Below are 12,511 nucleotides of genomic sequence, written 5' to 3'. Positions count from 1 at the left end.
ATTAGCCACCTTTTGCCGGCCGCACACGGCCCCGAGGAATACACGATGGACGTCACCGCAACCCTGAGCCTGGGCGATCCACTGGAACCTGCACGCAAGGCCACTGCCGAGATGCTGCAGACCCGCGAGCGTACCTACTCGCTGCCCCAGCCGTTCTACAACGACGAGCGTCTGTTCCAGATCGACATGCAGGAGATCTTCCAGAAAGAATGGTTGATCGCTGGCATGACCTGCGAGATCCCGGCCAAGGGCAACTACATCACCCTGCAGATCGGCAACAACCCGATCCTGGTGGTGCGCGGTGCCGAAGGCAAGGTACATGCCTTCCATAACGTGTGCCGCCACCGCGGCTCGCGCCTGTGCGTCAGCGATAAAGGCAAGGTGGCCAAGCTGGTTTGCCACTACCACCAATGGACCTACGAACTGGACGGCAGGCTGCTGTTCGCCGGCACCGAAATGGGCGCCGACTTCGACATGAAGCAGTACGGCCTCAAGCCTGTGAACGTGAAGGTCGCTGGGGGTTACATCTTCATCAGCCTGGCGCAAAACCCGCCAGCGATCGACGAGTTCCTGGCCACCCTGGACCATTACATGGAACCGTACGACATGGAGAACACCAAGGTGGCGGTGCAAACCACCTTGATGGAAAAGGCCAACTGGAAGCTGGTGCTGGAAAACAACCGCGAGTGTTACCACTGCTCAGGCTCCCACCCAGAGCTGCTGCAAACCCTGCTGGAGTGGGACGACACCAACGACCCGCGTGCCGACCAGGCCTTCAAGGACCACGTGGCCGCCTCTGCCGCCGCCTGGGAAGCCGAGAAGATCCCTTACCTGCACAAAAGCCATGGTCTGCGTAACCGCATCGTGCGCATGCCGCTGCTCAAGGGCACCGTGTCGATGACCATGGACGGCAAGCAGGCTTGCCAGAAGCTGATGGGCCGGATCAAGAACCCAGACCTGGGCTCGATGCGTATCCTGCACCTGCCGCACTCCTGGAACCACTGCATGGGCGACCACATGATCGTGTTCACCGTGTGGCCGATCAGCGCGCAAGAAACCATGGTCACCACCAAATGGCTGGTGCACAAGGATGCCGTCGAAGGTGTGGACTACGATCCAGAGCGCATGCGCAAGGTGTGGGACGCGACCAACGACCAGGACCGCCGGCTGGCCGAAGAGAACCAGCGTGGCATCAACTCCACCGCCTACCAGCCTGGGCCGTATTCGAAGACTTATGAGTTCGGCGTGGTGAACTTCATTGACTGGTACAGCGATCGCATGCTGGCCAATCTTGGCGCTGAACCTGCTCCTTACCTGACAGAGGTGAAGGCTCAGTAAACTGGGCTGCATCGCACATCACGGAGGGTTCGTGATGTGCGACACAGCGCAGGGCGTTGAGACAGCGGACCTGAGAATGGCTTGGCCTTTTTGCCCCTTTTCATTCAGATGGATTTTCGGATCCTCTGCATCTGCCCCTTGCCCGACATGTCCGAGTTAGGTGGTTGCGAAAACTTCCGTGAAACATAGGCCTCATCACCACTCCCTGAGGACAGCTGTGCAGGAGCAGACCGCTGGGACACATTTGGAGAATCAGAGTTATAGGACAGACCACTCGTCATACTTGGCCGAAAACCTGGAGGATCAGGCATCTGCGGAAGTGGGGTTGGTGGCGGCGCCGATGGGGCCGGCCTACTCACCATATGATCCGTGCCCTTCGCTTTCATACCTATCAGACTACGTAAGTTGCCAGTCACATTCTCGTAGATCTGGTTTCGCCCGACATAGAATGCTTTTGCGAGCTGAAGGACATGGCCTGTGCCTGCGACAACAACACCGACGTTGGATACGAACGTCCCCGAACCCCAACCCGCCGCTTGGGCCGTTGCGCCTGCTATGGACAATGCTCCTCCCCCAAAGGTGAGCCGGGAGATGAGTATCTCCAGCCCAGTAGAGGGGACCTTGCTCACCAAGGATTTAACCACCGAGACACTGCCGAAGCTCGCCGTCATGATCCGTTGGGTGAATGCCGAAATAGTTATCGGTGAATGGCCCGAAGGGTCCCGAGCGTTGCTTGGATCACGATAGACGTATGCATTGATGCCACCTAGCCCAAATGGGCTGAGATCATCCGGGGAATGGAACCGCATCAAGTGCGGATTGTAAGTTCGGTAGCCCTGGCCCAAGTGGTAGCAACCGGTCACTGGATCACGGTTTTCTCCGGTGAACCCTGTGATCAGGCAATCGCTGCTGGCAAGCGCGCCATACACCGTATAACGCCGAGTGATGCCGCTCTCGCCAGCTAGGACCGTACATTGCCTATCTACCGCCAGACACCGCGTTTTCGTGGCCATGCCGGCTCTCGCTGGAAAGATGACAGCCCCAATACTAAGCCCTGCACCGCCCCACCAGAACTGGCAAAAATATCAGGTCCTTTAGCCAAACCCGTGATCAAACAGCCTTACTGAATCACAAAGATGTTTCCCTGATGGAGATTGTCGTCACGGGTTCAGCCCTAGATGATTGCCGCGCACTCCAACTATGCCAAGCGTCCGTCGCAGCGTTGTACGCCGCGCTGATACCCGCGCCCAAGGCCCTGGCCCCGTGCAACAAATAGGTAGCCCCCTCAACCGCCATCCTGGCGCCTGTGACTTCATAAACAGTCTCCCACGCCACCCTACCCGCTGACACGCCTGGTCGCCCCACCCCACGCCAAACCGCCTGTGCAGCTTCGCTATTGGAGAACAGGCCACCCGCAATATTGCCGAGCACATTGCTCATACCCAAGCGTTGGCTGGTACTGGTCAACACATTACTCACCGACCCGCTTTGGATAGGGGCTGCTACCGCGCTCCCAACGCCCAGCACGCCTGTCCAGGCGAAAGCAATGTTACCTACACGTTGGCTGAAGCTCGGCTTAACCAAAAGAGTGCCCGAATGCTGGCTTTCCAGCCGATTGACCACATTTCTCGCCGTGCGTAACACGGCCCCACCCGCCGTTACCGTACTTGAAAGCACTCTGACGCCGGTTATCAAGTGGCTTAGCCAGCTCGCGCCACTGGGGTCTACCCGGTTAACTGGGTCACCAGCGCAGTAGGCATAGGCATTCAGCCCGCCTGTGGAAAAGGGACTGAGAGAGTCAGGGGAGTGAAAACGCATCAGCACCGGGTTATAGGTTCGTCGGCCATTACCCAGGTGGTAGCCGCCAACGTGAGAATCGAACAATTGGCCAGTGAAAGCCAGGCATCCACCATCGATCGCCCGGTACGCCCCATACGGCGAATAGGCCCTCGAAACTCCCCCGCCTTGGATACATGTGGCCTTTAGCGTGCCGTGCATGATCGATGCTCAAGCGATAATCTTTGGTAAACCTATCCAACTCGAGCATTTTCGAAAACTGTCAGAATTGCTAGGTATGCAGGACTTATACACAGCGCTTGCAGCACTTAACTTCATTGTTTCCGCTGCCGGAGATACCATGCTCCCACACACCTGATCATAGTTTGATCAAATCCGCGCAACCCTGATGTGGTGAGGGCTACAGCCTACTTCGTACATCTTGTCCACAGAGACACCAACAGACTTTGTGAACAACGATCACGCTAACCATCACTCACCTGTGGATAAGCGCTTTGTGAACCGTAATTTTATTTTTGACCAGCATTTCACTGCCCTTTGATCATTTTTTGATCGATTCTCCACAAGCCTCGATCTTAAGGGCTCGCAGTCGCTACTGAACAGATTATCCACAGACCGGCTAACAGCGATTGTGGGTAAAAACTTCGGCTATCGCGCCATTAGCGGATAAAGGCTATGGCCTGTGAATAAAGCGCTTTGGTGCGTGATGGCTACTCAGATCGAGTCCACCCGTACAGCGCTCGATCCAAGCAGCCTCAGCCAAATGAAACCAAGCGCACACAGGCCGCTCATCAATCCCTAACCACACATTCAGCGTAGAACGCCTTCTTCTACCAGCAGCTTGAGGATCGCCTCGGCACCTTCCTGCGGGGAAACATCCTTCAGCACCTTGCCGCCACCACCGCTTGCTTTGGCCGTTGCGGCTTTCATCCGGTCGGCCCCGCTCTTGGCCTTGATCACCTTCAAGCGCTTGGGCCTGGGGCGGGCTGGTTGCAACTGGGCATCGGCCAACAGTTCGTCCTCGACAATCGCAACGTCACGCGCAGCCAATACCCCCCGCCGCGCAGGGCCAAAAGCGCTTTGCCGTGGTTTGGGTGCTGCGTTATCCACAGTCGCCAACAGCGGCAGGCGCACCTTAAGCCGCCGGCGCTGGCCGCGTGGCAGCGCTTGCAGCACTTGGGCAGTCCCATTGTCGATCGACTCCACCTCAGCCAACCCCACAATCAGGGGCCAGCCAAGCTTTTCCGCCAATAGAAACGGCAGCATGCCCGAACCTTCCCCGGTTTCAGCCTGGCTACCGGTCAGCACTAACTGGGCGCCAGCATCGCGCAGGTAATCGCCGAGCACGCCCAGCACATCGGCACCAGCTGGCTGCTCCAGCACGTCCAGATGCTCCAGGCCCATGCCTAGATAGGCGCGCAGGGCCTCTTGCTTAGGGTCGCCGGCATGCACCACCTGCAAGTTATCCCCAGCCAACTGCAAGCCCAGTTCCACCGCGCGGGAATCCTGTTCGGCGCGGCGGGCGCGACCGGAGCTTGGGTGTGCGCCGATGGATACCAGGCTGATCACTTTCGTACTCATGCTCGTGCCCTTATGCCGCGTCGCGCTGGCCGCCGCTGCGGTAGTTGTCCACAGCTTCGATCAGTGCCTGGAGAATCGCCGAACTGTCGCCAATCACCGACAGGTCAGCCCGTTTGATCATGTCGCAGCCAGGGTCCATGTTGATCGCCACCACTTTGTCACAGGCGCCAATGCCCTGCAGGTGCTGGATCGCGCCAGAGATACCCACAGCCACATAGACTCGCGCTGTAACCCAGGTACCGGTGGCACCGACTTGGCGGTTACGCGGCATGAAGCCGTCGTCCACCGCCACCCGCGAGGCGCCTTCGGTCGCGCCCAAGGCGGCGGTGGCCTTGTGGTACAGGTCCCAGTCCTTGACGCCGTTGCCACCGGAAACAATGAACTCGGCTTCAGCCATGGCGATGGTCGCAGGGTCCACTGCCACAGCGCCCAAGTCCTCGATACGCGGCAGGCTGCGCACTACGCTTGTGGACAACTCCACCGGCAACGCTTCGTGACGGGTTTCACTGACTGGCTCGGCACACTCCGCCGCGCCCAGGATCAGGCGTGGTACGGCGCGCTGCAGATCTTGCTGGCCGGCACCGGCACGGCCGATGCACTGGCCATCCTTGACCTGCCAGACCCGCGTGGCCGGGCGCTCGCCCAGGGCCGCGCCAAGGCGCCGGCCCAGTTCGCCGCCACCTGTGCGGCTGTCGGGCAATAGCCAATGCTGTGGGGCGAACTGGTTGTCCACAGCGCGCAGCCCCTGCACCAGCTGCTCCGGTGCATAACCTTCAAACTGCTCGCCTTCAAGGACCAGCAGGCGATCGACACCGGCTGTGGAAAAGTTGCTTTCCTTGTGTTCCCCAAACACCACCGCCAGCACTGCGCCGTCGCTGCCGGCCAGGCCATGGGCCAGGCCGAGCAAGTCGCGGTCGTGGCTACTCAGGCGGCCGCCGATCATGTCCGGCACCACGGCAACGTAGAACGCAGGCGCTGGCACCTGGTGCAGCGGCAGTTGCACTTCGGCAGCCGCCGTACGCCGCCCACCAACACCGGTACCCTGCTGGGCGCCACTGCGGTCGATACGTTTCAGGCCAGCCGGGCCGATGAACCCGGTGGCAATGGCATGGGGGTTCTTGCGGATCAGGCCGTTGGGGCCCATCCAGCGGGTCTGTTGCGTCTGCATCGCCGCGTGCAGCGGATGCAGACGGTTACGGGCAATCCACTCGGCGCGTGGATCGCGGCGGATGATGTCGCTCATCAATGCACCTCCGCAGGTTCGCGTTTAACCGTTGGCGGCTTTGGGGCCGCAGGCGTTTGCTCTTCGAGCAGCACATCGGCCACCAGCTCGGCGAGGTCCTTGATCTGTGGGCGCGGCTCCACCACACCTTCGAGCATCGCAGTGCACTGCGGGCAACCCACGGCCACCAGCTCGGCCTTGGTTTCGCGGATGTCGTCCATGCGCATGTCCGGAATCCGCTGCTTGCCAGGGATGTCGGTGATCGGCGCGCCGCCGCCGCCGCCACAGCAACGGGAACGGAAACCTGAGCGTTGCATTTCGCGTACCTCGATACCCAGCGCCTTGAGCACTTCGCGCGGCGCTTCGTACTCACCGTTGTAACGGCCCAGGTAGCACGGGTCGTGGTAGGTGACACTGCCGCCCTTGTGCTTGCCGAGGTTCAACTTGCCGGCCGCAATCAGTTCAGCGATGTAGGTGCTGTGGTGCTGCACCTGGTACTCACCGCCCAATGCGCCGTACTCGTTCTTCAGTACGTGGAAGCTGTGCGGGTCGCAGGTGACGATGCGCTGGAACTTGTACTTGGCCATGGTCTGGATATTGCGCTTGGCCAGTTGCTGGAAGGTCGCTTCATCGCCCAGGCGGCGCGCCACGTCACCGCTGTCGCGTTCCTCCAAGCCAAGCACGGCAAAGTCGACGCCGGAGGCCTTGAGCACCTTGACGAACGAACGCAGGGTGCGCTGGTTGCGCATGTCGAAGGCACCGTCACCGACCCAGAACAGCACTTCGGTAGCCTTCACCTGCGACAGCAGCTGCAGGTTGAGGTCGGCCGCCCAGTTCATCCGCCCACCGGGGGCGAAGCCGCCGGGGTTGTCGGTGGCGATGAGGTTGTCCAGCACTTCGGCGCCCTTGTTCGGGGTCGCACCCTTTTCCAGGGTGAGGTGGCGGCGCATGTCGACGATGGCATCGACGTGCTCGATCATCATCGGGCATTCCTCGACGCAAGCGCGGCAGGTAGTGCACGACCACAGCGTCTCGGCGTCGACCAGGCCATTGACGATTGGCTGATGTGGGTTGCCGCTGTGCTCGCCAATCGGCTTGCCAGGATACGGGCTGCCGGCAAAGTTGGCATCGCTGCCGCCGGCCAGGCCGATGACCATGTCCTGAATGAGTTTTTTCGGGTTCAGCGGCTGGCCTGCAGCGAACGCCGGGCACATGGCTTCACATTTGCCGCACTGCACGCAGGCGTCGAAACCGAGCAGCTGGTTCCAGGTGAAGTCCACCGGTTTTTCCACACCCAAGGGCGCGTTCGGGTCTTCCAGGTCCAGTGGCTTGAGGCCGGTGGAGCGGCCGCCGCCGAAGCGCTCGGCGCGGCGGTGCCAGGCCAGGTGCAGGGCACCTGCGAAGGCGTGCTTCATCGGGCCGCCCCAGGTCATGCCGAAGAACAGCTCCGACACACCCCACAGCACGCCCAGGCCAAGAATGGCCACCATGACCCAGCCGCCAGTGTTGGCCGGCAGGATACCGGCAACCGGCAAAGTGGCGATGAAGAAGCTTGCGGCAAACACTAGCAGGCTCTTGGGCAACCGCATCCACGGGCCCTTGGACAGGCGCGAAGGCGGGTTCAGGCGGCGTTTGAAGACGAAGATGGCGCCGCTGAACATGATCACCGTGGCGATCAACAGGGCGTAGCCGAGTATCTTGCTTTGCAGGCCGAACCCATGCACCAGGATCGCCAGCACGGCCGACAACACAAAGCCACCAGCGGTGGCCACGTGGGTGTTGGACATGTACTTGTCGCGCTCGACCACATGGTGCAAGTCCACCAGGTAGCGCCGCGGCATGGCCAAAAGGCCGCCGATCAGGTTGACCTTGGATGGCCGGCCACGCCGCCACATGCGCACCCGGCGCAGGGCGCCGAGCACTGCCAGGCCAAGGGCAGCGAACAGCAAAATGGGTAGAAGGGTGTTCAACATGGGAGGCTCCCACAACAGCTGAATTCTTGCGCCGCCTCAAGGGCTGCGCGGACCCCTGTAGGAGCGAGCGAAGCTCGCGATAGCGCCCGAACAGACAACCCGGGTGCCAAGGCTGACGCCATCGCGAGCTACGCTCGCTCCTACAGGGGGGCCAGTCCCGCCTCTAGAGAGGCGGAGCGATCAGAAGTCCTTGCACAGGCGCAAAGCGTCGTAGATCGCCGCATGCACGTTGCGTTGGGCCACGCAGTCACCGATGCGGTACAGCAGGTAACCTTCGCCCGGCTGGCTAAGGATCGGCTGTGGCTTGATGGCGAACAGCGCTTCCACGTCGATCTGGCCCTTGTTACGCGAACCTTCCTTCAGCGCGTAATACAGTTGCTCGTCCGGGCGCACGCCGTTCTCCACCACCACCTGGTCGACCACGCGCTCTTCCTTGGCCCCGGTGTATTCGTTCTCCAGCACCGCCACCAGCTTGTCGCCCTCGCGGTAGACCTTTTCCAGCATCATGTCGCCGGTCATGATCACTTCTTTGGGGTACATGCTGCGGTAGTAGGTCGGGAAAGTAGTACCGCCCATGGCCACACCCGGCTTGATGTCGTCGGTGACGATCTCCACCTGGCTGCCCTTGTCGGCGATGAAGTCTGCCACCGACATACCGGTGAATTCGCAGATGGTGTCGTACACCAGCACGTTCTTGCCCGGCGCGACCTTGCCATCGAGCACATCCCAGCTGCTGACCACCAGCCCTTCGGCGGCGCCCCAGTGCTCGTTCTGCTCCAGGTAAGAATGCCCACCGACGGCCAGCACGATGATGTCCGGGCGCAAGTCCTGAATGGTCGCCACGTCAGCGGCGGTGCCCAGGCGCAGGTCGACCTTCAGGCGGGCGAACTCCAGCTGGTACCAACGCGTGATACCGGCAATCTGGTCGCGCTGCGGGGCCTTGGCGGCGATGGTGATCTGCCCGCCGATCTGGTCTTTCTTCTCGAACACGGTCACATCGTGGCCGCGCTCGGCCGCCACACGGGCCGCTTCCATACCGGCAGGGCCGGCACCGACGATGACGACCTTGCGCTTGGGCCCGGTGGTCTTCTCGATGATGTGCGGCACGCCCATGTATTCACGGGAAGTCGCGGCGTTCTGGATGCACAGCACATCCAGGCCCTGGTACTGGCGGTCGATGCAGTAGTTGGCACCGACGCACTGCTTGATCTGGTCCACCTGGCCCATCTTGATCTTGGCGATCAGGTGCGGGTCGGCGATGTGCGCGCGGGTCATGCCGACCATGTCGACGTAGCCGCCTTCCAGAATACGCGTGGCCTGGTTCGGGTCTTTGATGTTCTGCGCGTGCAGCACCGGCACCTTGACCACTTCCTTGATGCCCGCCGCCAGGTGCAGGAATGGCTCTGGCGGGTAGCTCATGTTGGGAATGACGTTGGCCAGGGTGTTGTGGGTGTCGCAACCGGACCCCACCACGCCGATGAAGTCGATCATGCCGGTGGCATCGTAATAGGCGGCGATCTGCTTCATGTCCTCGTGGCTGAGGCCATCGGGGTGGAACTCGTCGCCGCAGATACGCATGCCCACGCAGAAGTCGTCACCCACTTCGGCGCGCACGGCCTTGAGCACTTCCAGGCCGAACTTCATGCGGCCTTCGAAGCTGCCGCCCCACTCGTCGGTACGCTTGTTGACCCGCGGGCTCCAGAACTGGTCGATCATGTGCTGGTGCACAGCCGACAGCTCAACGCCGTCCAGGCCACCTTCCTTGGCACGCCGCGCGGCTTGCGCGTAGTTGCCGATCACGCGCCAGATCTCTTCTGGCTCGATGGTTTTGCAGGTGGCGCGGTGCACCGGTTCACGGATACCCGACGGCGACATCAGGGTCGGCCAGTTGAAGCCGTCCCAACGCGAGCGACGGCCCATGTGGGTAATCTGGATCATGATCTTGGCGCCATGCTTGTGCATGGCGTCAGCGAGGTTCTGGAAGTGCGGGATAATGCGGTCGGTCGACAGGTTGACCGACGACCACCATTCCTGCGGGCTATCGATGGCCACTACCGACGAGCCGCCACAAATGGCCAGGCCGATACCTCCCTTGGCCTTCTCTTCGTAGTACTTCACATAGCGGTCGGTGGTCATGCCGCCGTCAGTGGCGTAGACCTCGGCGTGCGCAGTGCTGAGCACGCGGTTGCGGATGGTCAGTTTGCCGATCTGGATCGGCTGGAACATTGCTTCGAATGCCATGACGCTCTCTCCGGCTTACAACGGCTTGACGACGAACAGGCCATCTTCGTGGCCTTCTTCCGAACCGCCATAGACCTGTTCGGCCACGGTGCGGATCGAGCTGCCGCGGGCAGCGAGAATCTGGTCCATGGCACCGGCGAACCAGCCAGTGAACATGTAGTCGACCTTGCGCCCGCACTTGCCATAGACGTACACGAACGCCGAGTGCTTGAGCTTGACGCTGCAGGTGCCTTTATCCAGGTCGATGTCCTGGATCTCGAACAGGCCCCAGCCACGTTGGCTCAGGCGCTTCATGTAATGCTCGAACACCGCTACGCCTTCCAGGCCATGGCATTCAGCTTCTTTCTCGCACCAGTGCCAGGCGGACTTGTAGCCGGCTTTGTAGAGGATCTCGGCATAGGCGTCGGCGCCCAGCACTTCCTCAATACCGATGTGGTTGTTGACGAAGAAATGGCGCGGCACATACAGCATCGGCAAGGCGTCGCTGGTCCAGACACCGGTCTCGCTGTCGACTTCGATTGGCAATTGCGGGGCGATCTTGGCCATGGAAACTCAACTCCAGAAAATTTTTATGTGGGTGCCCCGGCGTTGCTGGCAGGGGCTATCAGGCTTTGGAGAGCGGCTTACTCGCCCCAGACGTCCTTAAGGACGTTTACCCAGTTCTCGCCCATGATCTTGCGAACCACGCGCTCGGAATGGCCGCGCTTGAGCAGGGTCTCGGTGAGGTTGGGGAATTCGCCGACAGTGCGAATGCCAAGTGGGTTGATGATCTTGCCGAAGTTGGTCAGGCGACGGGCGTAGCCCTTGTCGTGGGTCAGGTACTCGAAGAAGTCCTGGCCGTGGCCCTGGGTGAAGTCGGTACCGATACCGATAGCGTCTTCACCGACGATGTTCATGGTGTATTCGATGGCCTCGGCGTAGTCGTCGATGGTCGAGTCGATACCTTTGGCCAGGAACGGCGCGAACATGGTCACGCCGACGAAGCCGCCATGGTCGGCGATGAACTTCAGCTCCTCGTCCGACTTGTTGCGCGGGTGCTCTTTCAAGCCCGAAGGCAGGCAGTGGGAGTAGCAGACCGGCTTCTTCGATTCGAGGATCACTTCCTCGCTGGTCTTGGAACCTACGTGGGACAGGTCGCACATGATGCCGACGCGGTTCATCTCGGCGACGATCTCGCGGCCGAAGCCCGACAGGCCGCCGTCGCGCTCGTAGCAACCGGTGCCCACCAGGTTCTGGGTGTTGTAGCACATCTGCACGATGCCCACGCCCAGCTGCTTGAACACCTCGACATAGCCGATCTGGTCTTCGAATGCATGGGCGTTCTGGAAGCCGAAGAGGATGCCGGTCTTGCCCAGCTCCTTGGCCTTGCGGATGTCGCTAGTAGTGCGTACCGGCATCACCAGGTCGCTGTTCTCGCGGATCAGTTTCTGGCTGGCGGCGATGTTGTCGACAGTCGCTTTGAAGCCTTCCCAGACCGACACCGTGCAGTTGGCCGCAGTCAAACCGCCTTTGCGCATGTCTTCGAACAGCTCGCGGTTCCATTTGGCAATGATCAGGCCGTCGATGACGATGCTGTCGGCGTGAAGTTCGGCTGGGCTCATCAGGCTGTCCCCTTTATTGACTTGTGCTGCGCCGAATCTTCTGCCGGCGCTTTGAGGCCAGCATATGCCTGTGCCCAGCAGCGCCCCGATGCAAAAACGACAGGGGGTTTGCCGAAAGCGTCAATGCGCTACATCGCGCCCTCTGGCACGGCGTACGGCAATGAGAGGCAGTCGCGATAACGGCACCTGCCGCCGCTTGATGAACATTTCGTCAGAGAGCTATCGTCTTGCGGGTAGCTGAGCGAGAATCCAGCCGATGGGTGAGCCTTGTTAAGGAGAAAAGGATGAAGTCATTGGCATGGCTGGTATTGCTGGCCGTGGTGTCGGGCGCACAGGCCGGCGAAGAAGAAAGCACCCCCTGCGACAACGTCGAAACTGACCAGCAGACCTACGCCTGCGCGGCGTTCAACAAACAGACCGCCGAGCGCGAATTGAAGTCGGCGTATGACGACTTGATTCAGCGCATTCGCGACCAGTATGCCGACGATGGCGACAAGGCGAGTGCCCTTGTTGGGAAAATGGACGCTGCCGAGAAGTTGTGGACCCAGCTGCGTGACGCCGACTGCAAGGTCGAAACCTATGCCGAAAAGCCAGGCAGCAAAGCGTTGCAGGCAGCCTGGGATACCTGCGTGGCGCAGCGTAGCGATGACCGCTCGGAGTACCTGCAGTCTATCGGCCAGCAATAGAAGCTTCGGCTGAACAGGAAAAGCTTTCAGCTTATCTGTCTTGGCGATCCGAACCACAGTGCATGCCAAGCG

10 protein-coding genes are annotated in these 12,511 nt (G+C 60.9%); 2 read left to right on the top strand and 8 right to left on the bottom strand.

All coding sequences use genetic code 11. The features are described 5' to 3' along the window. The first annotated feature begins 45 nt into the window (after window positions 1–45). Window positions 46–1,338: a glycine betaine monooxygenase oxygenase subunit gene (gene gbca / locus HU725_RS01540; RefSeq protein WP_060478337.1), complete on the top strand. Its 1,293-nt coding sequence runs from the start codon at window positions 46–48 to the stop codon at window positions 1,336–1,338. A gap of 104 nt (window positions 1,339–1,442) precedes the next feature. Here the strand turns inward: gbca and HU725_RS01535 are convergent, their stop codons facing one another. The 8 genes from HU725_RS01535 to HU725_RS01500 form a co-directional block, all read right to left on the bottom strand. Continuing rightward, a complete protein-coding gene (locus tag HU725_RS01535; protein ID WP_186478429.1) occupies window positions 1,443–2,351 on the bottom strand; it encodes an RHS repeat-associated core domain-containing protein in 909 nt (302 codons plus the stop codon). Between the two features lie 115 nt (window positions 2,352–2,466). After that, a complete protein-coding gene (locus HU725_RS01530; RefSeq protein WP_186478428.1) occupies window positions 2,467–3,336 on the bottom strand; it encodes an RHS repeat-associated core domain-containing protein in 870 nt (289 codons plus the stop codon). 609 nt (window positions 3,337–3,945) lie between these two features. Next, window positions 3,946–4,716 carry an electron transfer flavoprotein subunit beta gene (etfB, locus tag HU725_RS01525; protein WP_186478427.1) on the bottom strand — a complete coding sequence of 257 codons (771 nt, stop codon included), beginning with the start codon at window positions 4,714–4,716 and terminating at the stop codon, window positions 3,946–3,948. A 10-nt stretch (window positions 4,717–4,726) separates the two neighbouring features. Next, window positions 4,727–5,959, bottom strand: coding sequence for an electron transfer flavoprotein subunit alpha (gene etfA / locus HU725_RS01520; protein WP_186478426.1), 1,233 nt, complete (start codon window positions 5,957–5,959; stop codon window positions 4,727–4,729). Next, on the bottom strand, window positions 5,959–7,911 hold the full coding sequence (gene dgcB, locus HU725_RS01515; RefSeq protein ID WP_186478425.1) for a dimethylglycine demethylation protein DgcB: 1,953 nt from the start codon (window positions 7,909–7,911) through the stop codon (window positions 5,959–5,961). The genes etfA and dgcB overlap by 1 nt, the downstream gene beginning before the upstream one ends. A 180-nt stretch (window positions 7,912–8,091) precedes the next feature. Continuing rightward, window positions 8,092–10,152: a dimethylglycine demethylation protein DgcA gene (gene dgcA, locus HU725_RS01510; protein WP_186478424.1), complete on the bottom strand. Its 2,061-nt coding sequence runs from the start codon at window positions 10,150–10,152 to the stop codon at window positions 8,092–8,094. A 15-nt stretch (window positions 10,153–10,167) separates the two neighbouring features. Then, window positions 10,168–10,698 (bottom strand): DUF5943 domain-containing protein, encoded by a 531-nt coding sequence (locus HU725_RS01505; protein ID WP_060478331.1) that lies wholly within the window; start codon window positions 10,696–10,698, stop codon window positions 10,168–10,170. Between the two features lie 77 nt (window positions 10,699–10,775). Then, the gene (locus HU725_RS01500; protein WP_060478330.1) at window positions 10,776–11,753 is read right to left on the bottom strand and encodes a dipeptidase; all 978 of its coding nucleotides are present in this window, start codon (window positions 11,751–11,753) and stop codon (window positions 10,776–10,778) included. A gap of 284 nt (window positions 11,754–12,037) precedes the next feature. Here HU725_RS01500 and HU725_RS01495 point away from each other — a divergent pair, with 284 nt between their 5' ends. Next, window positions 12,038–12,439: a lysozyme inhibitor LprI family protein gene (locus tag HU725_RS01495; protein WP_186478423.1), complete on the top strand. Its 402-nt coding sequence runs from the start codon at window positions 12,038–12,040 to the stop codon at window positions 12,437–12,439. The last annotated feature ends 72 nt before the right edge of the window (window positions 12,440–12,511 follow it).

This window comes from Pseudomonas promysalinigenes (assembly GCF_014269025.2).
Lineage (GTDB): Bacteria > Pseudomonadota > Gammaproteobacteria > Pseudomonadales > Pseudomonadaceae > Aquipseudomonas > Aquipseudomonas promysalinigenes.
This window is presented reverse-complemented; position numbering and strand designations above follow the sequence as displayed.

Coding starts and splice junctions, on each gene's coding strand:
- gbca (WP_060478337.1), top strand. CDS start 46: ATGGACGTCACCGCAACCCTGAGCCTGGGCGATCCACTGGAACCTGCA.
- HU725_RS01535 (WP_186478429.1), bottom strand. CDS start 2,351: ATGGCCACGAAAACGCGGTGTCTGGCGGTAGATAGGCAATGTACGGTC.
- HU725_RS01530 (WP_186478428.1), bottom strand. CDS start 3,336: ATGCACGGCACGCTAAAGGCCACATGTATCCAAGGCGGGGGAGTTTCG.
- etfB (WP_186478427.1), bottom strand. CDS start 4,716: ATGAGTACGAAAGTGATCAGCCTGGTATCCATCGGCGCACACCCAAGC.
- etfA (WP_186478426.1), bottom strand. CDS start 5,959: ATGAGCGACATCATCCGCCGCGATCCACGCGCCGAGTGGATTGCCCGT.
- dgcB (WP_186478425.1), bottom strand. CDS start 7,911: ATGTTGAACACCCTTCTACCCATTTTGCTGTTCGCTGCCCTTGGCCTG.
- dgcA (WP_186478424.1), bottom strand. CDS start 10,152: ATGGCATTCGAAGCAATGTTCCAGCCGATCCAGATCGGCAAACTGACC.
- HU725_RS01505 (WP_060478331.1), bottom strand. CDS start 10,698: ATGGCCAAGATCGCCCCGCAATTGCCAATCGAAGTCGACAGCGAGACC.
- HU725_RS01500 (WP_060478330.1), bottom strand. CDS start 11,753: ATGAGCCCAGCCGAACTTCACGCCGACAGCATCGTCATCGACGGCCTG.
- HU725_RS01495 (WP_186478423.1), top strand. CDS start 12,038: ATGAAGTCATTGGCATGGCTGGTATTGCTGGCCGTGGTGTCGGGCGCA.